This window comes from Xanthobacter sp. 126, from assembly GCF_000526175.1.
Taxonomy (GTDB): domain Bacteria; phylum Pseudomonadota; class Alphaproteobacteria; order Rhizobiales; family Xanthobacteraceae; genus Xanthobacter; species Xanthobacter aminoxidans.
This window is the reverse complement of sequence record NZ_JAFO01000001.1, coordinates 1,818,875-1,841,411: the sequence shown is the minus strand read 5'-3', so window position 1 is coordinate 1,841,411 and position 22,537 is coordinate 1,818,875. Positions and strand designations below refer to the sequence as shown.

General features: G+C 68.0%; 22 protein-coding genes. 12 read left to right on the top strand and 10 right to left on the bottom strand.

Annotation, left to right across the window (positions count from 1 at the left end):
* Window positions 1-10: 10 nt before the first annotated feature.
* From XAN126_RS29270 to XAN126_RS0108730, 8 genes are all read right to left on the bottom strand, one after another.
* Entirely contained in the window at window positions 11-919 is a 909-nt protein-coding gene (locus XAN126_RS29270; protein ID WP_024278218.1) for a CopD family protein, read from the bottom strand.
* A gap of 1 nt (window position 920) precedes the next feature.
* Window positions 921-1,286 carry a copper homeostasis periplasmic binding protein CopC gene (gene copC, locus XAN126_RS0108760; protein WP_024278217.1) on the bottom strand — a complete coding sequence of 122 codons (366 nt, stop codon included), beginning with the start codon at window positions 1,284-1,286 and terminating at the stop codon, window positions 921-923.
* 41 nt (window positions 1,287-1,327) lie between these two features.
* Window positions 1,328-2,239 carry a hypothetical protein gene (locus tag XAN126_RS0108755; protein ID WP_024278216.1) on the bottom strand — a complete coding sequence of 304 codons (912 nt, stop codon included), beginning with the start codon at window positions 2,237-2,239 and terminating at the stop codon, window positions 1,328-1,330.
* A gap of 45 nt (window positions 2,240-2,284) precedes the next feature.
* A complete protein-coding gene (locus XAN126_RS0108750) occupies window positions 2,285-2,710 on the bottom strand; it encodes a hypothetical protein (RefSeq protein ID WP_024278215.1) in 426 nt (141 codons plus the stop codon).
* A gap of 245 nt (window positions 2,711-2,955) precedes the next feature.
* Window positions 2,956-3,918 carry an amidohydrolase family protein gene (locus XAN126_RS0108745; protein ID WP_024278214.1) on the bottom strand — a complete coding sequence of 321 codons (963 nt, stop codon included), beginning with the start codon at window positions 3,916-3,918 and terminating at the stop codon, window positions 2,956-2,958.
* Window positions 3,919-4,006: 88 nt separating this feature from the next.
* On the bottom strand, window positions 4,007-6,895 hold the full coding sequence (locus tag XAN126_RS26990; protein WP_024278213.1) for a VCBS domain-containing protein: 2,889 nt from the start codon (window positions 6,893-6,895) through the stop codon (window positions 4,007-4,009).
* Between the two features lie 201 nt (window positions 6,896-7,096).
* A complete protein-coding gene (locus XAN126_RS0108735) occupies window positions 7,097-7,732 on the bottom strand; it encodes an NrsF family protein (RefSeq protein ID WP_024278212.1) in 636 nt (211 codons plus the stop codon).
* Between the two features lie 9 nt (window positions 7,733-7,741).
* The gene (locus XAN126_RS0108730) at window positions 7,742-8,287 is read right to left on the bottom strand and encodes a sigma-70 family RNA polymerase sigma factor (protein ID WP_024278211.1); all 546 of its coding nucleotides are present in this window, start codon (window positions 8,285-8,287) and stop codon (window positions 7,742-7,744) included.
* Between the two features lie 451 nt (window positions 8,288-8,738).
* Here XAN126_RS0108730 and XAN126_RS0108725 point away from each other — a divergent pair, with 451 nt between their 5' ends.
* From XAN126_RS0108725 to XAN126_RS0108695, 7 genes are all read left to right on the top strand, one after another.
* Window positions 8,739-9,797 (top strand): carbon-nitrogen hydrolase family protein, encoded by a 1,059-nt coding sequence (locus XAN126_RS0108725; protein WP_024278210.1) that lies wholly within the window; start codon window positions 8,739-8,741, stop codon window positions 9,795-9,797.
* 76 nt (window positions 9,798-9,873) lie between these two features.
* Window positions 9,874-11,067, top strand: coding sequence for a branched-chain amino acid ABC transporter substrate-binding protein (locus XAN126_RS0108720; protein WP_245272233.1), 1,194 nt, complete (start codon window positions 9,874-9,876; stop codon window positions 11,065-11,067).
* A 304-nt stretch (window positions 11,068-11,371) separates the two neighbouring features.
* Entirely contained in the window at window positions 11,372-12,292 is a 921-nt protein-coding gene (locus tag XAN126_RS0108715; protein ID WP_024278208.1) for a branched-chain amino acid ABC transporter permease, read from the top strand.
* A gap of 7 nt (window positions 12,293-12,299) precedes the next feature.
* Window positions 12,300-13,493, top strand: a complete 1,194-nt coding sequence (locus XAN126_RS0108710; RefSeq protein WP_051460817.1) for a branched-chain amino acid ABC transporter permease — start codon at window positions 12,300-12,302, stop codon at window positions 13,491-13,493.
* Window positions 13,490-14,266: an ABC transporter ATP-binding protein gene (locus XAN126_RS0108705; protein WP_024278206.1), complete on the top strand. Its 777-nt coding sequence runs from the start codon at window positions 13,490-13,492 to the stop codon at window positions 14,264-14,266. Before XAN126_RS0108710 ends, XAN126_RS0108705 begins: the two co-directional genes overlap by 4 nt.
* Window positions 14,263-15,009: an ABC transporter ATP-binding protein gene (locus tag XAN126_RS0108700; RefSeq protein ID WP_024278205.1), complete on the top strand. Its 747-nt coding sequence runs from the start codon at window positions 14,263-14,265 to the stop codon at window positions 15,007-15,009. The genes XAN126_RS0108705 and XAN126_RS0108700 overlap by 4 nt, the downstream gene beginning before the upstream one ends.
* Window positions 15,010-15,102: 93 nt before the next feature.
* Entirely contained in the window at window positions 15,103-16,152 is a 1,050-nt protein-coding gene (locus tag XAN126_RS0108695; protein WP_024278204.1) for a phenylacetaldoxime dehydratase family protein, read from the top strand.
* Between the two features lie 198 nt (window positions 16,153-16,350).
* Here the strand turns inward: XAN126_RS0108695 and XAN126_RS0108690 are convergent, their stop codons facing one another.
* Entirely contained in the window at window positions 16,351-17,244 is an 894-nt protein-coding gene (locus tag XAN126_RS0108690) for a LysR family transcriptional regulator (protein ID WP_024278203.1), read from the bottom strand.
* A gap of 182 nt (window positions 17,245-17,426) precedes the next feature.
* Here XAN126_RS0108690 and XAN126_RS0108685 point away from each other — a divergent pair, with 182 nt between their 5' ends.
* Window positions 17,427-18,605: an amidase gene (locus tag XAN126_RS0108685; RefSeq protein WP_024278202.1), complete on the top strand. Its 1,179-nt coding sequence runs from the start codon at window positions 17,427-17,429 to the stop codon at window positions 18,603-18,605.
* A 118-nt stretch (window positions 18,606-18,723) separates the two neighbouring features.
* On the top strand, window positions 18,724-19,629 hold the full coding sequence (locus XAN126_RS0108680) for an AEC family transporter (protein ID WP_024278201.1): 906 nt from the start codon (window positions 18,724-18,726) through the stop codon (window positions 19,627-19,629).
* A gap of 77 nt (window positions 19,630-19,706) precedes the next feature.
* Here the strand turns inward: XAN126_RS0108680 and XAN126_RS0108675 are convergent, their stop codons facing one another.
* Window positions 19,707-20,006: an antibiotic biosynthesis monooxygenase family protein gene (locus XAN126_RS0108675; protein WP_024278200.1), complete on the bottom strand. Its 300-nt coding sequence runs from the start codon at window positions 20,004-20,006 to the stop codon at window positions 19,707-19,709.
* A gap of 183 nt (window positions 20,007-20,189) precedes the next feature.
* Here XAN126_RS0108675 and trxA point away from each other — a divergent pair, with 183 nt between their 5' ends.
* From trxA to XAN126_RS0108660, 3 genes are all read left to right on the top strand, one after another.
* Window positions 20,190-20,663, top strand: coding sequence for a thioredoxin (gene trxA / locus XAN126_RS0108670; protein WP_024278199.1), 474 nt, complete (start codon window positions 20,190-20,192; stop codon window positions 20,661-20,663).
* A gap of 94 nt (window positions 20,664-20,757) precedes the next feature.
* Window positions 20,758-21,096, top strand: coding sequence for a Rieske 2Fe-2S domain-containing protein (locus XAN126_RS0108665; RefSeq protein ID WP_024278198.1), 339 nt, complete (start codon window positions 20,758-20,760; stop codon window positions 21,094-21,096).
* Window positions 21,097-21,151: 55 nt separating this feature from the next.
* A complete protein-coding gene (locus XAN126_RS0108660) occupies window positions 21,152-22,375 on the top strand; it encodes an FAD-dependent oxidoreductase (RefSeq protein WP_029876919.1) in 1,224 nt (407 codons plus the stop codon).
* The last annotated feature ends 162 nt before the right edge of the window (window positions 22,376-22,537 follow it).

Sequence of the window (22,537 nt, the reverse complement as noted above, 5' to 3'; positions counted from 1 at the left end):
TCGAGGAAGGCTAAAGCTGCGGGTCGCTCATGCCCAGCAGCGCGGCGAGGAACACAGCGAGAAGCGCCAGCGCCACCTCCATCCGGCTGTTCAGCGCGATGCGCGCGAGGTCCGCCGTCGGCGCCTGCGACCGCACGAGGCCTAAGGCGATGTGGCGGTTGCGCAAAGCGAGGCAGACGAGGCCGGCGAAAACCGATGCCTTCAGGAGCACGATGCGGCCATAGATCGTCCCCGGCAGCGCCGCCGGCATCTCGATATGCAGGGCCGCCGCCAGCGCGCCGCCGAGGCCCACCATCAGCACCGCGCCGATGCCGACGCGGGAGAACCGCCGCAGTACCGCACCCGCCGCCTTTCCGTCCTCCTCCGGCGCCTTTGCCCACCCGTCCAGCAACACGATGAGCGGCAGCAGCCCGCCGATCCACACCGCCGCGCCCATGCCATGGACCGCATGGACCGCCACCAGCACCACCGCCCGTGCGCCCTCGGCGGCACCGGGATGGCCGAGGAGGCTTTCGCTCGCCATCAGCACCACCCCCGCCGCCGCGATCGCCGCCAGCCTCCGCCGTCCGCGCAAAGCGAGAGCGGCGAGCGCGGCCACGACGAGCACGACAAGGCGGAACGTCATAGCCCGGCCGAAGCCGGTTTCCAGCAGGAAGCCGGAGATGAGGCTCGGGTCGGCAAGGCTCGCCGGCGTGCCGGTGATGTCCACCAGCGCCGCCCCCGCCCAGACCAGCGCGGAGACGAGCGCGACCGGCAGCGCGCGGAAAACCATCCGCTCCACCGCCCGCGCGGCTTCGGCGCCCGCCGCTCCGGCCGACGCCGGAACGGCGGTGAACACGAACAGCGGCGCACCGAGCAGCACCAGCCCCACCGCGAAGTGCACGACGCGCGCGGCGAGGATGAGGGGAAAGACGTCCACCCTATTTGCCGACCTGGAAGCCGAAGCTGCCCTCGGTCTTGTGGGTGTCCACGGAGACGATCTTCCACTGCACCTTGTAGGCGCCGGCCGGCAACGCCGCCCCCAGCTTCAGCACCAGCGCCTTGGGATCGGAGGCATCGGCCGCCGCGCCCGAGGCCACGGCGGAACCATCCGCGCGAGTGACGACGATGGAGGAAAAGCGGGGCTCCACCGCCTCACTGAAGACGAGGCGGACCTCGCTGGGGCCAGCGGAAACGGTGGCGCCGACGCCCGGCACGGCCTTTTCCAGATGGGCATGGGCGAAGGCGGCGGTGGCGGACATGAGGCCGAGGGCGGCCGCAGCGAAAAGGGTTGCGATGCGCTTCATGATGGGTCTCGCGAAAAGGGGATGAGGAAGGGAATGGCACCTCAGGGAAAGAGAGGCTTTCCGATGCCGTTCGGGAAGATATCATCCAGGAAGAAATGCAACTGGCCGATCACGCCCACATGGCTGCCGCTCTGGACATTGATGGGGATGAGCGCCTCAAGGCCCACCTGCACCGCGCCGTTGGACCAGATGACGCCGGGATTGATGGTGCCCGTGGTGATGCGCGCACCGTCGCCGATGTTGGAGACCGGCGACTGGAAGCTCGCTTCGATGATGGGCGTGAGCTGCTTGATGAAATCCGGCTGGCCGGTCATCTCGCGCACGTTCTGATTGAGGTAGGGCAGGCTGTATTGCAGCGACAGGCCCCAGGTGAGCACCCGCGGGTTGGATTCGAAGGTCAGCGGATCGGTGAGCTGGGTGGGCAGGCCATAGCCCAGCTGGCCGGTGATGGCGAACGGCCGCAGCAAAGCGAGGCTGTCCGGCAGGTCGCCGAAGCCCTTGCCGAAATAGAGGTTCGGCGAGACCGTGGTGTAGCTGTCCACCACCTTGGAATTTCCGGTGCCGCCCCATTCGATGCTGAGGCCCACCGAGAAGATGAATTCATGCTCCGCATTGTTGAGGAGCATCCATTTCAGCGTCGTCTCGATATTGTCGAAGCCCGAATGGCCGGGGGTATTCTGCAGCCAACCGCTCTCGACGGAGATGCCGAGCCAGGGCGTGATGGTCTTGGCATATTCGAACGAATAGCCGGTGCCGCCGACGCCGTCGCCATCCTTCAGATACTGCACCGTGGGCAGCGCGAGCTCGTCGGCCACGGCCGGATCGTCGAAGGTGAGGGTCGCCGGGAACACGCGGTCGCCCGCGATACCATGGGCGTGCGCGGAGGGTGGATGCGCAGCGAGAAGAAGGCCGGTCAGCGCGCAAAGGCTGACGGCACAGTGAAGCCGGGTCATGAAAAATCCTCGTGAGAAACCGAAGGCGCGCGCTCGCGCGCCGGTTCAGGCGGCCGTGATGGCGGTCACGAGGTGGGGAGGTGCGCGCGGCGGCGGCCCGCGCTTGAAGGGAAATTGGGTGGCAAGCTGGGCGGCCGGAAGATCGGCGCGCACCATGTGGAATCTGCCCACGGCACCGAGGGCGACGGGGGAAGGCGGCGGCGCCAGCATCCCGTCAGCACAGGGACAGGCGATGCAGTCCGCACAGCAGGGATGGGCGGGGGATTGATCGGGGGCGGAAGAGCCCGCCTGCCCGCTCTCGTGCTCGCACAGCAGGCCAGCGGCGACGAGCCCTTCGACCTGGACCGCATTCCATCTGAGGCCCGCGGCATTGCCCGCCTGAACGAAGGTGGCGACACCGTTGACGAGGATCAGGACGACGAAAAGCAGGCGCAGCGCAACGGGAAGGCGCAGGACGACCGGAAGGCGCAAAGCCGAGCGCGCGCGCCCGGCCCATCCGGCCGCGCGGTCACGCGCCTCACTGCCTGCCCCGCCCCGCATCTCACCCTGCGTGTGTTCGTGTCCCGAAGGCCGCGAGAATACCAGCGAAGATGAGGATGACGCAACCAACGGCTCGGTTCGTCTTGCGGCATTCGTCGAATTACAGAGAAAAACAGGAAATGACGCTGGGTAAAACTACGTCACCCCTCCCCGCACAACCTGGGCGCGCACAGCCCCTATCCGCCGAAGAACACCCGTTCGGCTGTTCCCCGCAGCAGAAAGTCCCGTTGCTGATCGTCGAGGGGCGCGCGGCGGGCGATGAAGTCGAAAGCCGCCTGGAGGGTGTTGGGCGGTTCGCGCTCCAGCACCGGCATGTCGCTGCCCCACATCAGCCGGCCCGCGCCGAAGGCGGCGATGAGGGCGACGAGTTGCGGGATCACCCGGTCGTAAGGGGGCGCGTCGAACTTGTTGAGGCCGGAGACCTTCACCGTCACGCCCGGGAAGGCGGAGAGCGCCAAGAGCCGGTCCAGTTGGCGGGTGTCGCCGGGCATCACATGGGCCATGTGGTCGAGGCAGACGCTGGTTGCCGGATAGCGGCGGCACAGCTCGGCCATATGAAGGAGCGCATCGTCGCTCATGTCCGGGCTGTCGCGCAGCAGCGGGCATAGCACGAGGTTTTCTTCCGCCGCCGTCGCCCAGATGGTCGCCATCACCGGAAAGGCGAGCCAGGATCGGGTATCGACGCCCCTCAGGCGGAAGCCCTTCACCCCGGTCGCTTTCGCCGCCCGCATGGCCTCGGGCGCGTCGGCCCGCCGGTCGTCCACCGCGCCGACCACCGCGAAGGTGCCGGGATGCGCCCGCGCGGCATCCGTCAGATAGGAACTGTCGAAGCCGAAATAGCCGATGTGCTGAATCAGAACGACCCGCGACACCCCGATGGCCGTCTCCCGCGCCAGCACGGTGTCGATGTCGTAGTCCGGCGGATCGCGGTCGCGTGCGGTCTGGCCGTTGACCATGGGATAGCGGGCGAGGTCGCCGCCCCAGCTGTGGCTGTGCGCATCAATGAGCCCGCCGGGCGCAGCCCGTGCGCCCGAACCGACGCCGCCGGCAACCGCCAGCGCCGCCGCGCCCTTCAGCAGGCTGCGGCGATCAAGGCCGCCTCTGTCCCGCGCCCCGCCCCGGCCCTCGCTTTGCGACATCGCCTGCCTCCCGCCCGGAACAGCCGCGCCCTAGATGGGCACGGTGCGCGCCGTTCTGGCAAGAGCACCGATGGCCGCCGTCCGCGGATCAGATCAGCGCATCCGCGCTCCCGTGCACGGGATGAAGCACGTCATGCACATGCGCCGCCAGCGCCTCCGCCCGGTCGGACAGCTCGTGCACCAGCGCGGGGTGCGCCGACTGGGCATGGTCGAGGAGGGACGAACCGATGGCGTCGAGATAGTCGGCGACCGCCGCCGGGAGATGGAGGTCCGGCAGATGATCCGCGGCCAGCGCCCCATGAGCGTGCGACGCCGCCTCCAGCAGCCCCGCCGCCCGCGCTTCCAGCGTGGCGAACACGGCGGAGAGATCGTCCGGCGCACCGGACGCGGCCGCCTTCAGCGTGGCGAAGGGGTCGGAGACGATGCCCTCCGTGCCCACCGATGGCTGCGCGGAGAAGGAAAGGGCCGAAACCTGCGGGCCCGCTCCACCGCCGGTACCAACCAGCGTGATCGTGACATCCTGTGTCACGGCCGCACCGGATGCATCCGTCAGCTTGACCACAAACGTCTCCGCCCGCGTCTCGCCCTCGGCCAGCGGCGCCACCTTGGCCTCGTCCACCGAATAGGACCACTGGATGACGCCGGCACCATTCGCATCGCTGACGATCTTGGCCGTAAGCGTGCCCAGCGCATCGGCGGGGCTGGTGACACTGGCGGTGTGGGTGTCGGAGGTGTCCGCATCGGCGAACTGGATGGCACCCGAGGTAGAGAGGCTCTTCAGACCGCTCTGGTCGATGACAACTGGCCCATGGACATTGGGCGCGCCGATAGAAGCGATGAAAATATCACTGGATGAATTCGTGTCTCCGGCGACAATATTCGAGGCATACGACTGAAATATAATATACCGCCCATCGGGCGTAAAAACAGGGCATGAGCTTTCACCATCGCCTCCAAATCGAACGATTTCGCCCGTATTCAGGTCCTTCACAAAAACACTCATATATTGATTATCGTCCCCAACTACGAGATTCGTCGCGTCCGAGCCGAAAGCCAATTTCGTACCATCGCCCGAAAATGACATACTTCCGTAGCTCGAATCGTTGCCGAAAACACCTTGCGCACTCGAGCTCGCTACGGCCACATCGCTTGTATTTAGATCTTTTACCAATACCTGAATCGATCCGTGCGATGACCCGACAGTGGGATCCGCCACATAGGAAAGGAAGGCCAACTTGGTGCCATCCGGAGAAAAGACCGGGGCTATCGGCGTGGAGCCGCCAGCGTAGGAAATGAACTTAATTTCGCCGGTCACGAGATCTTTAATGTAATATGCTGATTTTCCGACAGCTCCCGGCCCTGCCTCCGACCCCGTTGCAACAAAGGCGATCTTGGTCCCATCTGGAGAAAAGACGGGATCATCGCTGTTGGCTCCGAATTCTTTGCCGTCGGCATAGGTCGAGACACGGGTGATCGCGCCAGTCGACAAATCCTTCACGAAAATGTCGTTGTGCCCAGTATCTCCGGCAACGAAGGGGGAATAGGATTGGAAAGCGATTTTGGTTCCATCTGGCGAAAAAACCGGCCGCTCGCTTGAAGAGCTCCCTTGCCCGCCTTGCGCGTCGGTGGAGACGCGAGTGATGGAACCAGTATCCAAGTCTTTGATAAAGATATCAGCGACGCCGTTCGTATCACCTTGAATCAGATTGGATGCAAGCGACACAATCGCAACCTTGTGGCCATCCGGCGAAAACACGATATCGCCGGTGCTGCTCTCGTTACTGATCCGCCCTTGGGAATCCGATGAAACGACCACCACGCCGCCCGTCACGAGATCCTTGATCATGACCTGCTGATTAAAGACAGACGGAAAATCTCCACCGGCCGGCACCGCCACGAGGTTCGCGGCACCGGACAGAAAGGCCACTTTGGTGCCATCCGGCGAAATAACCGGCGTCCAGCTCGCTCCGCTTCCCGGTTGCCCTGTAGCGGTCGCCGAAAGCATTACAGGATCCCCTGCCCAACTGGTCGCCCCGATCGTTGGCGCATGGTTCTCGAACGACAGCGAGACATGCCCGCTCGCCACGCCCTTGTCGGCGTCGGTGACGGTGAATGTCACGTCGCGCGCGCTCGTCGGCGCCGTCGGAGATGTCGAACGATAAGACACCTGATCCAGTAGCGCGCTCATCTGGGCATCGGAGATGCCGGACTTCAGGCTGAAAGCGAGATCGTGGCCGGACAGCCCATTGGCGGACACTGTGCCGACCTGCTTGCCATCGAGATACAGCTTCGTGCCGGTGATGCTGAACGCCCCGGCCGAGAGATAAAACTCATCCGTCGATGTTCCACCCGCCAGATGCACACTCAGCTTGCCATTCTTGAAGCCGGTGCCATCGGGATTGGTCACATGGGCGTCGGCGTCGATGACAACGCCGGCTGTCGCGGCTGCAGGCCGGAATGCCTGCGTCGGGCTGAGATTGGAGAATTTCGGCGCATCCCCTTCCGGCTTGAGCTTGAGCTGCATGGTGGCGGAGGAGGTCGCGCCAGGGGAAGAAAACGAGAATATCACCGCTCGCGCAGCAGTCGATGGCACGTCGCCCGAATATGAGTAGGAGATCGCACGCGCGAGCGCTGAGACTTCCTCACCTGTCACACCCTGTACAAGGCTTATATTCATAGACTGATCGGTTCCGGCCGTTGTCTCCCTGCCGATATAAAAGTCATTATAGTATATTTCAGCCGTATGATCAGAATTCTCGTAGAAGGTGATGCCCCCGACTTGGGATATGCTGAAATGATCGAGGGCGGTTGAGTTGGCCATGCTCACCGTGAATGAGGCATCCATAAAAGCGGCATTCGCTGGGGCCACAAACGTCACATTCGAATCCAGCACCACCGGACCCGCATTCACCGTGTTCTCGGCCAGCGTCTTGCTCTTATCGAGCCCGCTGAAGCCGGTTTTCGCCTTTGCCGCCATGACCGCAACTCTCCCTGACCAGAGTTGCAATTAGGGGTAGCTAAGCGCCGTGGCGCGGTCTAGGCGGTGACGGAACGGCAGGCGGAAGACGGAGCCGGCAAGCGACCAAAGGGCAACAGTGCCGGGCGGCGGCGCCGGCCGCCGAAGAGCCGCCCGTTCGCAACCCGCGGCAACGGCGGCGCGGGAACCGGAGCCCCTGCCCTACCAGCGCAGCAATCGGCTACCCACGAGCGCGCCCACCGCCGTCACCACCGCCACCGCGATGCTGTACCAGGCGAGGACGAACAGCGGGGAATCGTCCACGCAATGGAGGGCGTAGAGCGCGGCGCCGATGCCGCCCGCCGCGAGGCCCGCGGCGGCGCCGGCCAGCGTCGGGTGGGTGGGGGCGCCGCGCCGCAGGGCGAGGAGGAGCGCGCCCAGTGCCGGGGCGGCGATCATGGGAATGAGCGTCGTGCAATAGATGGCGTAGCGGCCGACGAGTTCGGCCCGCCACTGGCTCGCGGGCGTCGTCACCAGCTCGGACGCGACACCCGCCGCAAGCAGAAGGGCCGGCACCAGCAGGGTCCGCGCCGCCCGTCCCACCGGCGCGCCGGGCTGCGACAGGCGCAGCGCCAGCACCACCGCCGATGCGGCGAGCGTGAGCGTCACCGCGAACTTGAAGGCGAGGCGCCATTCCACCAGCTGGGTCAGAAGATGCGGCCGCGGCGAAAGACGCAGGGCGAAGACGCACGCCGCCGCCACGACGCCGACGACGAGCGCCAGCACCAGCGTGCTCCTGAAGCTGCGCACCGGCCGCGCATCGGCGGCGAGGGCGCGTATGAGGTCATCCGTCTTCACGTCTTTCCTTCACTCCTCCCTCAGGCGGGCCGAAAGGCTCGCAAAGGCGCGATGCAGCGCCACGCGCACCGCGCCGGGCGTCATGCGCATCCGCTCCGCCGTCTCGGCCACGGAGGCGCCCTCCACCGCCACCGAGCGCAGCACCGCCTGCTGCTTCTGCGGCAGCAGGGCCAGGTGCTGTTCCACCTCCATGGCCCCGGTGTCGGGCCGCTCCTCCGGCGCCGGGAGAAATTCGGCGAAATCCTCCACCGGCACCTCCACCCGCCGCCCCCGCCGACGCAGATGGTCCACCATCTTGTTGCGGGCGATGGTCCAAAGCCAGGGCCCGAGGGGGTCCTCGGTGCGCCAGGTGTGCCGCTTCAAATGCACCGCCAGCAGCGTCTCCTGCACAATGTCCTCCGTCTCCGCCGTGGGCGCTCCAAGGCGAACAAGGCGGCGCTGGACCACCATGCGCAGCGCGGGCGCCAGCTCACGGAGCAAGTGCTCATAGGCCGCGCCATCGCCGGCAAGCGCGCTCCGCATCAATTGCGCCCACCGCAGTTCGCGGTCGTCCATCTACACGTTCCCGAGGGTCAGTTCGCACGCGCCCACCCGAACGTTACAGCCCGAACCGGCGACGCGCTCATTTTTCGCAAGGATCATTCTTCGCCGCTTCCCGCAAGGCAATGGGCGAAGGCGGGGCGCTTGGCCGCGCCACCCGGATATTGGCCGCTCCCGAACCTCGCCGCGCCATCGGAAATCTTGCAAGGCGCGGTGCGCAAAGAGGGCGATGGTCGGCCCGAAGGCCATCCTTTGCGCACCGCGCCTCATCCAGAGGCGGCGCGCAGCCGGGCAATTGCGCCCTGTCGAGGCAAAGCACCCCCGGCGCCGGCCCGGGAACCGCGCCCACACCTGCCGCATAGGAATATGCGCAAGTGCCCCTGCACATTTGCGCCCTTCCGCGCACGGGACGCCACGCCATCATGAGCCGGCGTACCCACCGCCGCCCCACTGGCAGAAGAGCCCGATGACCGTCCAATATCCCCGCTTCAAGGCCGCCGCCTGCCACGCTTCGTCCGTGTTCCTCGATGCGGACAAGACCGCCGAGAAGGCCTGCGACCTCATCGCCGAGGCCGCAGCCAACGGCGCCGCTCTGGTGGTGTTCCCGGAATCCTTCCTGCCGGGCTTCCCGGTGTGGGCGGCGCTGCAGGCGCCCATCTACAATCACGGCTTCTTCCGCGCGCTGGTTGCTGAGGCGCAGAAGCTCTCGGACGGCGCCATCCGCACCATCCGCATGGCGGCGCGCCGGCACGGCGTCCACGTCTCCCTCGGCTTCACCGAGGGCACCGATGCGAGCGTCGGCTGCATCTGGAATTCCAACGTGCTGATCGGGCCGGACGGCGCGATCCTCAACCACCACAGGAAACTCGTCCCCACCTTCTACGAGAAGCTGGTGTGGGCGAATGGCGACGCGCGCGGCCTGCGCGTCACCGCCACCGAGATCGGCCGGGTCGGCATGCTGATCTGCGGAGAGAACACCAATCCCCTCGCGCGCTATGCCCTGATGGCGCAGGGGGAGCAGGTGCACATCTCCTCCTATCCACCGATCTGGCCGACCCGTCCGCCCGAGGAGGATGGAGCCTACGACCTGAAGCGCGCCATCGAGATCCGCGCCGGCGCCCATGCCTTCGAGGCTAAGGTGTTCAACATCGTCGCCTCCGGCTTCGTCGATGCCGCCATGCGCGAGGCCATGGGCAGCATGGGGAAGGCGAGCCTCGACGTGATGGACAATTCCCCGCGTGGCATCTCCATGGTGCTCGATCCCACCTCCCAGGTGGTGGGCGAGGTGCTGGGCGAGCACGAGGGCATCCTCTACGCCGAGATCGACACCGCCCGCTGCGTGGAGCCCAAGCAGTTCCATGACGTGGTGGGCTATTACAACCGCTTCGACGTGTTCCACCTGGAGGTAGACCGCTCCGCCCGCGAGCCGGCCTATTTCTCCGAGGGCGCAGCCATCGCCCGCGCCGCCGAGGACGGGGCGCTCGACCCCACGGCGGACATGCTCTTCGCCGACGGCGCGGCCTGATTTTTCCTCGACCGGGGCCGGCAACGACCGGCGCCGCACGGCCTCACCAGAACAAACCCTTCCAGAGGATCATCACATGGCAACGGATCAAATGCTTGCCCGCCGAAAACTGCTCAACGTCGCCGGCGCGGCGCTCGCCGCACTGTCGCTGGCGACGGCGCCCGCGCTGGCCCGCGACACGGTGAAGATCGCCTTCATCGGCCCGCTCACCGGCGGCAATTCCGCCACCGGCCTCGGCGGCCGCAATTCCGCGTCGCTGGCCGTGGACGTGCACAACGCCAAGCCCGACGCCAAATACACCTACGAGCTGGTGCCCTTCGATGACGAGTGCAAGCCGAACGTGGGCGTGCAGGTGGCCACCAAGGCGGCCTCCGACAAGTCCATCATCGCCGGCATCACCCACTACTGCTCGGCGGTGGCCATCGCGACGGTGGACACCTACAACCGCTTCGGCCTGCCGGTGGTGGTGTGGGGCGCGGTGCTGCCGGAGATCACCTACGGCAACGACTACAAGGAGATCCACCGCGTCAACGGCACGATGATCAACGAAGGCAAGATGGCCGCGGAGTTCCTGACCAAGCAGGGCTTCAAGACCTTCGTGGTCATCCACGACACCACCGACTACGGCAAGGGCCAGAACAAGTATTTCGCCGAGAATCTGAAGCCCCAGGGCGGCGAAATCCTCGCCACCTTCCCGGTGCCGCCGGACCAGCAGGACTTCACCGCCGAACTCACCAAGGTGAAGGAGCTGAAGCCGGACGTGGTGTTCATCGGCGGCCTCACCCCGCTTGGCGTGCGCGTGCGCTCGCAGATGGACCGGCTCGGCATCCCCGCCCAGCTTGCCGGCGTCTCCGGCATCATGAGCGCCGGCTTCATCGAGGGCGCCGGCCCTGCAGCCGAGGGCACCGTCTCGTTCCACAATGGCGCGCCGCTGACCAAGTATGCCGACGGCAAGGCCTTCATGGACGCCTATGCCAAGGCCGGCTATCGCGAGGACCCGGACGCCTACGGCCCGTTCGCCTTCTCCGCCGCCAACCTCATCATGGACGCCATCGAGAAGGCCGGCCCGGACCGCAAGAAAGTGCGCGACGTGCTCAACACCACCAAGGGCTACAAGGCGCTGGTGGGCGAGATCAATTTCGACGACCACCGGCAGAACATCGTCTCCGCCAACGTCTATGTCTCGCAGGACGGCAAGTGGGTCTACTGGCCCGACAGTGCCTATGCGACGGGCACCAAGAAGCTGCCGGGCAAGGCAGCGAGCAACTGAGGGGCCTCGCGGATACCTCCGCCCAGGGATAACGGCCGCTCCCCGTCGTCCCGCACCGTCATCCCCCGGCTTGTCCGGGGGATCCACCCGGAAGCCGGGGCCGGCGCATCCTTCGCAGACGCGGCGTTTTCGGCGAAGTGGATGCCCCGGAACTCGGCTGGCGCCGAGTTCCCACGCGATGAGCGGAAGTCGGCAACAGCCGACTTCCGGACAAGCCGGGACATGACGGCCGGGAAAAATCTGAACACGCCCCCGGCGCCCTTCTTGCAGCGCGCCGGCCTATGCTCCCCTTGAGAGACCCGCCATGGATCCCGGACTTCTCGCCCAGTACCTGTTCAACGGGCTGATGCTCGGCACCATCTACGCCATCGTCGCGGTCGGCTTCTCGCTGTTCTTCGGCGTGCTCGACGTGATCAAATTCTCCCACGGCGACGTGGTGACGGTGGGCGCCTTCTCCGCCTTCGGGGCGGCCGGGCTGATGGCGGGGCTCGTCAGCCTCTCCGGCCCGCTGGCGCTGGCGGTGGGGCTCATCGCGGCGCTGGGGGCGGGCGCGCTCTCCGGCGTCATCATCGGCCGGCTTTTGGTGCTGCCGCTGAAGAACGCGCCGGGCGTCAACGTGCTGCTGGCGACGCTGATGGCCGGCACCGTGCTGCGCGAGGCCATCCGCCTCGGCGTGCCCAATGGCGGCAATCCCAAGCCCTTCCCGGCCCTGCTGCCGGACGGCGTGCTGAAGGCGGGATCGTTCAGCGTGGGGATCGACAGCGTCATCATCCTCCTCGCCGGCCTCGCGGTGGTGCTGGCGACCCACCTCGTCATCACCCGCACCCGCCTCGGGCTCTCCATCCGCGCGGTGGCGCAGGACGAGGAGGTGGCGCAGCTCGCGGGCGTCAGCTTCAACCGCACGGTGCTCGGCACCTTTGCGCTGGGATCGATGCTCGCCGGCCTCGCGGGGCTGATGCTCGGGCTCTACTACCGGGAGATCAATTTCAACATGGGCGTCATGCTGGGCATCATCGGCTTTGCCTGCGCGGTGGTGGGCGGCCTCGGCAGCCTCATCGGGCCGATCATCGGCGGCTTCCTGTTCGCGGGCGTTCAGACCCTCGTCACCGTCGTGCTGCCCTTCACCAGCGCCTACAAGGACGTGGTGGCCTTCGCCGTCATCATTGCCCTTATCGGCCTGTTCCCCACCGGCCTCATCGCCGAGAAATCCAGCGAGCGGGTGTGAGATGAGCATGGCGGACCTTGCCCCCTCCCTTCCCGCCGATACGGCCCGAACCGGCGGCCGCGCGCGCCTCGCCGTGGCCGCCACCGTGGCCCTCCTGTTCGCCGGCGGCGGCTTCCTGCTCCATGCCGAACAGCAGGGCCAGGTGATCGCGCTGCTCACCGCCTTCGTCGCGGTTTTCGCGCTGGCCGAGAAGGTGCCCGTGGGCCGTCGTGTCGTCGGCCTCTGCCGCGCCCATCCCGGCACGGTGAATCTCACCGCTGCCCTCAGCGTCCTCGCCATCGCCGCCGCGCTGCGCGAGGAGCATTACACGCTCCTGATGATGGCCACCGTCGCCCTTTTCGCCACCGCCGCCGCGGGCCTCACCTTGCAGATGGCCTTTGCCGGCGTGCCCAATTTCGCCGGCGCCGCCTTCTTCGCGGTGGGCGCCTATGTGGCGGCTCTCTTGGGGAATACGGGCATCCCGCACCTTCTCGTCCTGCTCATCGCCGGCCTCGCGGCGGCGGTGCTGGGGCTGGTGCTTTTGCTGCCGGTGCTGCGCACGCGCGGCCATTACGCCGCCCTCGTCACCATCGCCTTCGGCCTGCTGCTGCGCGCCTTCCTGGAGGTGAACGACGTGCTGGGCGGCCCGCAGGGCATGAAGGTGAAATCCTTCTCATTGTTCGGCCTCGACTTCAGCCGCGTCACCGAGATCGGCCCCTACGACGTCTCCTTCTATCTGCCCTATGCGCTCGCCTCCTGCGCCCTGTTCGGCCTCGCCTTCTTCCTGGTGCGGCGGCTCGAAAATTCGTTCGTCGGCGTGGCGCTCGATGCGGTGCGCTCGGACGAGGTGGCGGCGAGCGTGTTCGGCCTCTCCATCGCCCGCTGGAAGGCCACGGCCTTCCTGCTCGGCAATGCCATGATCGGCGTCGCCGGCGCGCTCTACGGCATGATGAACGGCTTCGTGAATCCCAACAGCGCCAATTTCGGCGACAGCCTCATCATGCTGTCCATCCTCGTGCTGGGCGGGCTCGGCAATCTCTGGGGCGCCGTGGTGGCGGCGGTGGTCATCCTCGTCATCCCGGAGAAATTGCAGGCGATCCAGGAATTCCGCCTCGTCATCTTCGCCCTGCTGGTCATCGCCATCCTGCGCTTCCGCCCCTCCGGCCTCATGCCGCGCGCGGTGCGCGACTTCTCCGCGCTCGTGAAGGGAGGTTCCCGATGAGCCCGCTGCTCGCCTGCTCCGGCCTCACCATGCGCTTCGGCGGCCTGACCGCGCTCGACGCCCTCGACATCCGCGTCGGCAAGGGCGAGACCATCGGCCTCGTCGGGCCGAACGGCTCGGGCAAGACCACCTTCTTCAACGTGCTCACCGGCCTCTACAAGCCCTCGGCCGGGGCGGTGCAGCTCGCCGAGCAGGACCTGTTCGCCCGCTCGGCGCAGGAGATCGGACGGGCCGGCGTCGCCCGCACCTTCCAGCGCTCGCGGCTGATGCTGGACCTGACGGTGTTCGACAACATCGCGCTGGGGGCGCTCGGGCGGCTCGACCTCAGCCTCCTCTCCGCCCTCGTGCTGCGCGGCCGCTTCCGTCGGCAACTGTCCGAGCTGGTGGAGCGGGCGACCGCCCTCACCCGCCGCTTCAATCCGCAGATCGCGGCCAATCTGTTCAGGCCGGCCGGCAGCTTCACCATGATCGACCGGCGGCGCATCGAGATCTGCCGCGCCCTCGTCGGAGCACCCCGCCTCCTTTTGCTGGACGAGCCCTCCGCCGGCATGACCCATGAGGAGACGCGGGCGCTGATGGACGACCTCCTCGCCTTCCGCGAGGAGATGCCGGACCTCGCCATCGTCCTCGTGGAGCATGAGATGGACGTCATCCGCCGCATCTCGGACCGCTGCATCGTGCTGAACTTCGGCAGGAAGATCTTCGAGGGGCCGTTCGATGCCCTTATCGCCGACCGCGAGGTGCAGACCGCCTATCTCGGAGGCGCCCAATGAGCCGCCCCGAAACTCCCCGTCCCGAAGCCTCCCGCCGCCTCTCCGTCTTGGGCGTCACCACCGGCTATGACCGGGCGGACGTGCTGCACGATGTCTCCATCGAGGCGAAGCCCGGCCGCATCACCTGCATCCTCGGCGCCAACGGGGCGGGCAAGTCCACCCTCATCCGCTCCATCCTGGGGCTGACGCCGGTGCGGCGCGGATCGGTGGCGTTCGGCGGCGATACCATCACCAACCTCGCCACCCACCGCATCGCCGCGCTGGGCATCGCCACCGTGCCGGAGGGCAACCGCGTGCTGCCGCGCATGACCGTGCTGGAAAACCTCAAGGTGGGCGGCCTTCTGGAGAAGGACCGCCACCGCCTCGCCGGGCGCATGGAGCGCATGTTCGAGACCTTCCCGCGGCTGAAGGAGCGGCGCAACCAGCTCGCCGGCACCCTCTCCGGCGGCGAGCGTTCCATGCTCTCCATCGCCCGCGGTCTGATGACCGATCCGGAGCTGATCGTGTTCGACGAGCCGTCCCTCGGCCTGTCGCCGCTGTTCGTCTCGGAGGTGTTCCGCATCGTGCGGCAGCTGAAGGAGGAGGGCTACACCATCCTCCTCGTGGAGCAGAACGTGCGGCAGACGCTGGATGTGGCGGATGACGGCTACGTGCTGGCCCAGGGCCGCGTCGTCGCGTCCGGCACCAGCGCCGCGCTCGCCGCCGATGGCGAGCTGCACAAGGCCTATTTCGGCGTTCACTGAACAAGATCACGAACAGCCCGCGCGGCGCATGAGCGGGCCCACTTGGCATCGGTCGAAGACCGAGGCCGATGGCAATAGAGGAAAACGACACCCATGGCCATGCCCGTCTATGACCGCGTCCATCCCCTGCGCAAGCCGAAGGGCTTCGAACCCGTGGTGCAGCGCTGGTCCACCGCCTTCGCCAACAATTGCCGCGCGCTCTGCGTCGCCTTCCACGGCGTGCAGGGCAAGAGCGCGGAGGAGGTCCACGCCTCCCCCTTCTTCGGCTGGATCGAGGCGGCGCTTGCCCTGCCGGATGGCCCGACCGTCAGCGACCATGCCGCCTTCGTCGACCAGAACGGGCTCTATACCCACATCCTTGCCGCCTACTGGCTGGACGAGGCGAAGCGCGACCGCTTCCTCGCCCACCCCACGGTCGCCGGCTGGTGGGACGACGCCGCCCGCCTCACCGAGCCCACGGGCTATTTCCGCGAGAGCATGACCGTGCCGGTGGAGCGGCAGGAGAGCATCTACTGGCAGGACTATGCCGGCGGCCTCTCCGCCGCACCGGACGTGGCGCTCTATCCCACGCCGTGGTGCGGCTATTACGGCGCCATGCGCGACCGCATTCCCCTCGCCGCCGCCGACACGCTGGAAAGCCCGCTAGCCGCCCTCACGCCGGTTGAGCGGGAGACGAAGGGGGCGCGCTGGCGGCTCGCCATTCCGCACAATTTCGCGGTCATCCGCTCCGCCGCCTTCTGGGGCCGCTGCGATCCCGAGCAGGCGGAGAACTACATGCGCGAGCTGCGCGAACCGCTGCTCAAGGGCATGGACTTCCTGAAGGAGAATGGCGAGGCGGCCGGCTGCGCCTCCCTGCGCTTCCAGCAGACCTGCGACGCGGCCGGCGTACCGGTGCTGGAGACCCATGCGCTGGGCTATTTCCTCTCCCTCGGCCATCTGGAGAACTGGGCCGAGCACCACCCCACCCACGAGGCCATTTTCAGCGCCGCCATCGCCCGCTATCGCAAATACGGCAAGACCAACCAGCTGCGCACCTGGCACGAGGTGTTCGTGGTGCCCGAGGGCGACACGCACCAGTTCGAATACGTGAACTGCGCGCCGGGAACGGGGCTGCTGGGATTTTTGCCGGGGGAGCGGGTGTAGGGGCGCGTGGGCGGGACACCGCGATCCACGTCGGCTGCGACGCCGATCCTTCCTGCCCGTCGTCCTCCGGCTTGACCGGAGGACCCATAGCGGTGCTTGGCCCGGCGTTCGCGTGATGGCTCAGGCGGAGGGATGGGCCCTCCGGTCAAGCCGGAGGGCGACGGCTGCCCACTGGAGCAGCGCCCTCCCTCCTCCCCCTCAAAACTCCGTCAGATACGCCGCGTCCCGCTGCACCACCTCGGCGAGGTGCTGGAGCACGGCGCGGAAGCGGCCCATGAATTCCAGATCCTCGTGGACGCTCACATAGATGTCGCGCATCACCACCACCTCGTCGGTGAGGATGGGGATGAGGCGCGGATTGCTCTTGGCCGAGAACAGCGGCAATAGGCCGATGCCGGCACCGCGCGCCACCGCATTCTGCTGGGCGTGCATGGAGGTGGAGCGGAACGACACCTTCAGCGGCTCCAGCACGTCCAACAGCCAGTGCACCGGCTGGATGGCGACCAGATCCTCCACATAGTCCACGAAGGTGTGGGCGGGCAGCTCCGCCCGCGTCCGCGGCATGCCGAAGCGCCGCACATAGTCCGGCGCCGCATAGAGCGCGAGGCGGAAGGCGCCGAGGCGGCGCACGGCGAGGCGCTGGCCCTGCGGCGGCACGAAGGAGATGGAAATGTCCGCCTCGCGCTTGGTGAGGTTGATGAGGTGGCGCTCGGTGACCAGCTCCACCACCAGCCCCGGCTCCTTCTCCGCCAGCTCGGCGAAGCGCTCGGCGAGGTAGAAGGCGCCGATGCCCTCCATGGAGGCGACACGCACATGCCCGCGCGGCGCGCTCGGGGCCGCCTGCAGGGTTTCCTCGACGCCCACCGCCTCCTGCTCGATGCGCTCGGCCACCGCGAACAGGCGATGGCCCGGCTCGGTCAGCACGAAGCCGTCGGGCTTGCGGTCGAACAGCTTGAGGGAAAGATCCTTCTCCAGCTCGCTGATGCGGCGGGAGACCGTCGTGTGGTCCACCTTCAGCCGCCGCGCGGCGGGCATCAGCCGCCCCTGCCGCGCCAGTTCGAGGAAGAAGATCAGGTCGTTCCAGTTGAACATGGCTGAAGATCCTCGGGCGCCCGCCCGGTGATAGCAGCAGCAGGCGCCCCGCCCAACCCCGCCCCGGTTGCAGCACACGGCACGCGAAGCCACTGGAGCACGCGGAGACACGGGCGCGCGGATCGGATAAGCCTTGTCACCTCACCCTGCCCTCTCGCCACCCGCCGCCCCACGGATCGCTCATGCCGGTGAATGACACGCTCGACGCCTTCGTCTCCCATGGCCATTTCGAGCTTGCCCCCACAAGCACGGGGCCGCTCGAAGGCCTCACCTTCGCGCTGAAGGACCTGTTCCATGTGGCCGGCGTGCCCACCGCGGCCGGGAGCCCGGCGTGGCTGGCGAGCCATGGGGTGCCGGCCGAGAATGCGCCTGTCGTGGACATGCTGCTGGGCGCCGGCGCGCGCCTCGTTGGCAAGACCCATACGGATGAGATGGCCTGGAGCCTCAACGGCGAGAACCACCATTACGGCACGCCGATCAACCCGGCCGCGCCGGGGCGCATTCCCGGCGGCTCCTCCTCCGGCTCGGCAGCGGCGACAGCGGGCGGGCTGGTGGATTTTGCCATCGGCTCCGACACCGGCGGCTCCGTGCGGCTGCCCGCCAGCTATTGCGGCCTGTTCGGGCTGCGGCCGACGCACGGGCGCATCTCCATCGCGGGCGCCGTCCCGCTGGCGCCCTCCTACGACACGGTGGGCTGGTTCGCGCGCGATGCGCAGACCTTCGAGAAGGTCGGCGCCGTGCTGCTGGGCGATCCCGTGGTGCCCCCCGCGCCGCGGCTGCTGCTGGCCCGCGACCTGTTCGAGGCCGCCGGGCCGAAGGTGACGGCGGCGCTGGCGCCGGCCGTCGCGCGCATGACCGCGCTCCATGGGCCGGCGGAGGCAGTGGACGTGGCCCATGGCGCCCTGCCCCACTGGCGCAATGCCTTCCGCATCCTGCAATCGGCCGATGCCTGGGCGGCGCATGCCGACTGGGTGCGCGCGGCGCAGCCGGACTTCGGTCCGGGCGTGAAGGAGCGCTTCGCCGCCGCCGCCACCCTCGATCCCGCCGAAGTGGCCGAGGCGCGCGCCTTGCGGGCGCAGGTGCGCACCCGGATCGATGCGCTGCTGGGAGAGGACGGCATCCTCCTTCTGCCCACCGCGCCCGGCATCGCGCCCCTGCGCGGCACGCCCTTGGCCGATCTGGAGGCGTTCCGCGCCCGCGCCATCGAGCTTCTGTGCCTCTCCGGCCATGCCGGGACACCGCAGATCTCTCTGCCGCTGGCGACGCTGGAGGGCTGCCCGCTCGGGCTCTCCGCCATGGCGCCGCGCGGCAAGGACGAGATGCTGCTCGCCTTGGCCGTCGCCGTCGCTCGCGCTCGATGATGGGCTCGGGCAGAGCGTCCTTCGGCGGATAGCACTGCCCCCGCCTATTCCCTTGAGGTGAAGCCCAAGCCATTGTCCCGGGGATTGGCGGCGCCGCCCCGGGGGGAGGGGCATCGGGATGCACGAGATTTCCTTGATCGTCACCTGCCTCCTGATCGGCGTCCTGCTGCGCTGGTCCGGCCGGCTGCCCGACACCGCCACGAAGGCCTTCGGCGGCTGGGTCATCAATGTCGCGCTGCCGGCCACCGCCCTGCGGAGCGTCCATCACCTGAAGATGGATGACAGCTGGTGGCTGGCCGCGGCCACGCCGTGGATGGGCGCCCTCCTCGCCATCCTCGTCATCGTGCCCCTGTGCCGCGCCTTCGGCTGGTCGCACCGGCGGGCGGGCGCACTGCTGCTGGTGGGCGGCTGGGGCAACACCTCCTTCGTCGGACTGCCCATGATCGCGGCCTTCGCCGGCAGCCAGTGGCTGGGGCTGGGCATCGTCATCGACCTCTTCGGCTCCTACCTTGCTCTGTCAACGCTGGGCCTCGCCATTGCCGCCGTGGCGAGCGCGGGGCATTTCGACTGGCGGGCGGTGGCGAAGCGGATCGCCACCTTCCCGCCCTTCTGGGCCATCCTCATCGCCTTCGCCACCAACGATCTGCAGCGCCCGGAGTGGCTCGACCATCTGGTCGAGGCGCTGGCCCAGACGCTCACCCCCATCGCCCTCGCGGCCGTGGGCTTTGCCCTTCGACTGGACCGCATTTCCGGCCGGGTCGGGGCGCTGGCGGTGGGGCTCGGCTATCGGCTGCTGCTGGCGCCGCTGGCCATCTTCCTGATGTATGCGGCGCTTGGACGGACCGGCGATCCGATCGCGCAGGTGGCGATGCTGGAAATGGCCATGCCGCCCATGCTGGGCGCCAGCATCATCGCGCTGGATCACGATCTGGAGCCGGACCTCGTGGCGCTGGTCATCGGCATCGGCGTGCCGCTCTCCATGCTCACGGCGTGGATGTGGTGGGGCCTCGTCATCCACCCATAAGCAGCGGGGCACCGGCCGCAAAGCCCTGGCAGTTCAGCGATTTCAGCCGGCAGGCGCTTAGTCGTCAGGCCACCTTCTCAGGCGACTTGCGCCATTCGGTGGATCACCTTGTCGGCGATCAGGTCTCCCCCGCCGGCCGCGGCGAAGTTCGCCAGCGCCGCGCCGTCGATATGGGCGCGCCACTTGGCCTCCGTCTCCCAGGTCTCAACGAAGATCAGGATGCGTCCGTCGTCCAGCGACTGGTTCAGCTCGTAGCGCAGGCAACCGTCTTCCTTGTGCGTCTCCACCACCAGCTTTTCCTGAAGCGCGCGCAGGGCGCTCTCCTGCCCCTCCTTCGCGGTGATGATGGCGATAACGGTGAGGGGCGCTGCGCTCATGTCTTAATTCCCTAAAGCGTTTCCCCGCGAAGGGGGTACCGGTTCGCGGACAGGAAACGCGGTCTCGATCTCGGCCGCCCGGTGCGGCCGGCGCCACCATAGCGCAAGCCCCGCGGGACGCATCCCCTCCCCGGCCCCGTTCTTGCTCGGCCATTCTCCACGCCCGCGCCCCGAGGAGCCGTGATGACCGAAGCCGACACCGCCACCCGCCTGCGGACCATCGCCTGCCCCGCCTGCCACAAGGTGACGCCCGTGCCGGCCGGCGCGGATGCCCGCGCGCTTTCGTGCCCGGCCTGCGGCGGGCCGCTCTTCACCGGCAAGCCCATGACGCTCACCGCCGAGAGCTTCACCGCCCATACATCCGAGAGCGATCTGCCCCTCGTCATCGACTTCTGGGCGGACTGGTGCGGCCCCTGCAAGACCATGGCGCCGGTGTTCGAGGCGCTGGCGGCGGAGTTCGAGCCGCATGTGCGCTTCGCCAAGGTGGACACGGACAAGGAGCGCGAGCTGGCCGATTATTTCCGCATCAGCTCCATCCCCACCCTGAGCTTCATCGCCAACCGCAATGAGGTGGCGCGGGTGGCCGGCGCCCTGTTCGCGGGCGACCTCAGGCGCTGGCTCTATGACGCGCTTTCCCGTGCCGGGGAGGCGAAATAGGAACGTCGGATTTCCGACAATTGGAGCGGTTCCGGGCTGGCCCTGATCTTGCGATGCGCCCTGCCGAAGCTTCACCGGACAGGACCCGAGCGCCATGGCCTTCACTGTCATCTGCAACAAGGATGCCCTCGCCGAGGGCGCGATGGGCCTTTTCCAGGTCGGCAAGAAGAGCGTGCTGCTGGTATGGCCGGCGGGCGGGGAGATCAAGGCCTATCGCGGCCGCTGCCCGCATGCCGACATGCCGCTGACGGAAGCCACATTCGACGGCAAGACCCTCATGTGCACCCACCACATGTGGGGCTTCGACTGCGCCACCGGCAAATGCTCCACCCACCTCGTGCGCAATGCGCTGCACCCCTATGAAATCAAGATCGAGGGCGACGAGATCCAGGTGGATGTCGGCCCCGTGAAGCCCGCCCGCGCGCCCGCCTGATCCCCGTCGCCGGCCCGCCGCGCCTGCCCTATGCTGGCGCCGGGAGGCTCCGGCAATGACACAAGACGCGGGTAAACGGCGCATCATCGTGGTGGGAGGCGGCTTCGCCGGGCTATGGGGTGCCGCGGCGGCAGCGCGGGCGCGGGAGCTGTTCGGCCTCGATCCCGCCGCGCTGGAGATCGCGCTCGTGGCGCCGGAGGCGTTCCACACCATCCGCGTACGCTGCTACGAGGACGACCTCGGCCCCATCCGGCTGCCGCTGGACGATCTGCTCGCCCCCATCGGCGTGACACGCATCGCGGCGGCGGTGAGCGCCATCGATCCCGCCGCCCGCACCCTCGCCACGGGGGCCGGGCCGCTTTCCTATGACCGGCTGATCCTCGCCGCCGGCAGCGCCCTGACGGTGCCGGACATTCCCCGCGCCCAGCCCACCTTCGACGTGGACAGCTATGCCGGCGCCGAGCGCCTTGCCGCGCATCTTGCCGCCCTGGCCTCCGGCCCGCGCGACGGGGCAGCCGGAACCGCCGTCATCATCGGCGGCGGACTGGCGGGGGTGGAGATCGCCTGCGAACTGCCGCGCCGGCTGCGCACCGTGCTGGGCGCCGGCGCCCCGGTGCGCGTCGTTCTGGTGGATCATGGCGAGATCGGCGCCGCCATGGGCGCGGGGGCGGACACCGTCCGCAGCGCCCTCGTGGCGGCCGGGGTGGAGGCGCGGGACCATGCGGGCGTCGCCTCTGTCGAGGCGGACGGAGTGACGCTCTCCGACGGCACGATCATCCCCGCCCGCACGGTCGTCTTCACCACCGGCGCCCATGCGAGCCCCCTCGCCTGCCAATTAGGCGTGCCGCTCGACCGGCTGGGGCGGGTGGCGGTGGACGCCTTTCTGAAGGTGGAGGGCGTCGCCGCTGTCTTCGCCGCCGGGGATTGCGCGGTGGCGGCGGCAGATGATCTCGGCCACGTCACCGTCATGTCCTGCCAGCACGCCCGCCCCATGGGCCGCCTCGCCGGGCACAATGCGGTATGCGATCTCGCCGGCCGGCTTCAGGACCGCGTCGCCTTCTCCGCGCCGGATTATGTGACGGTGATGGACCTCGGGCCGGAGGGCGCGGTCTACACCTCCGGCTGGGACCGCGGCACGCTGGTCGCCTCCGGCGCCGCCGCCAAGACGGTGAAGCAGACCATCAATTGCAGCCGCATCTACCCACCTGTGCCGCCCACGAAGGAAGCTCTTTTCGCCACTGCCGCACCGGTGCTGCAGGCGCCGCCGGCGGCGAGGTAAGCCACCGCGCGCCCCGGACGCATACAGCGACAGCGGAATGCGATCCGGGGCCCAGCGCAAGTGACCGCCGAAGGCGCTTCCGAACTCCGGCGCTCCCCGGCATTGACCGCTGCGCGGGAGTCTTGCGCTGGACCCCGGATCAGCGCTCCGGCGTCGCCGTCG

Bases quoted from the DNA above. Each gene is read 5' to 3' on its own strand.
- copC (WP_024278217.1), bottom strand. From the start codon at position 1,286: ATGAAGCGCATCGCAACCCTTTTCGCTGCGGCCGCCCTCGGCCTCATG.
- XAN126_RS0108755 (WP_024278216.1), bottom strand. From the start codon at position 2,239: ATGACCCGGCTTCACTGTGCCGTCAGCCTTTGCGCGCTGACCGGCCTT.
- XAN126_RS0108745 (WP_024278214.1), bottom strand. From the start codon at position 3,918: ATGTCGCAAAGCGAGGGCCGGGGCGGGGCGCGGGACAGAGGCGGCCTT.
- XAN126_RS26990 (WP_024278213.1), bottom strand. From the start codon at position 6,895: ATGGCGGCAAAGGCGAAAACCGGCTTCAGCGGGCTCGATAAGAGCAAG.
- XAN126_RS0108730 (WP_024278211.1), bottom strand. From the start codon at position 8,287: ATGGACGACCGCGAACTGCGGTGGGCGCAATTGATGCGGAGCGCGCTT.
- XAN126_RS0108725 (WP_024278210.1), top strand. From the start codon at position 8,739: ATGACCGTCCAATATCCCCGCTTCAAGGCCGCCGCCTGCCACGCTTCG.
- XAN126_RS0108720 (WP_245272233.1), top strand. From the start codon at position 9,874: ATGGCAACGGATCAAATGCTTGCCCGCCGAAAACTGCTCAACGTCGCC.
- XAN126_RS0108715 (WP_024278208.1), top strand. From the start codon at position 11,372: ATGGATCCCGGACTTCTCGCCCAGTACCTGTTCAACGGGCTGATGCTC.
- XAN126_RS0108710 (WP_051460817.1), top strand. From the start codon at position 12,300: ATGGCGGACCTTGCCCCCTCCCTTCCCGCCGATACGGCCCGAACCGGC.
- XAN126_RS0108705 (WP_024278206.1), top strand. From the start codon at position 13,490: ATGAGCCCGCTGCTCGCCTGCTCCGGCCTCACCATGCGCTTCGGCGGC.
- XAN126_RS0108700 (WP_024278205.1), top strand. From the start codon at position 14,263: ATGAGCCGCCCCGAAACTCCCCGTCCCGAAGCCTCCCGCCGCCTCTCC.
- XAN126_RS0108695 (WP_024278204.1), top strand. From the start codon at position 15,103: ATGGCCATGCCCGTCTATGACCGCGTCCATCCCCTGCGCAAGCCGAAG.
- XAN126_RS0108690 (WP_024278203.1), bottom strand. From the start codon at position 17,244: ATGTTCAACTGGAACGACCTGATCTTCTTCCTCGAACTGGCGCGGCAG.
- XAN126_RS0108685 (WP_024278202.1), top strand. From the start codon at position 17,427: ATGCCGGTGAATGACACGCTCGACGCCTTCGTCTCCCATGGCCATTTC.
- XAN126_RS0108680 (WP_024278201.1), top strand. From the start codon at position 18,724: ATGCACGAGATTTCCTTGATCGTCACCTGCCTCCTGATCGGCGTCCTG.
- XAN126_RS0108675 (WP_024278200.1), bottom strand. From the start codon at position 20,006: ATGAGCGCAGCGCCCCTCACCGTTATCGCCATCATCACCGCGAAGGAG.
- trxA (WP_024278199.1), top strand. From the start codon at position 20,190: ATGACCGAAGCCGACACCGCCACCCGCCTGCGGACCATCGCCTGCCCC.
- XAN126_RS0108665 (WP_024278198.1), top strand. From the start codon at position 20,758: ATGGCCTTCACTGTCATCTGCAACAAGGATGCCCTCGCCGAGGGCGCG.
- XAN126_RS0108660 (WP_029876919.1), top strand. From the start codon at position 21,152: ATGACACAAGACGCGGGTAAACGGCGCATCATCGTGGTGGGAGGCGGC.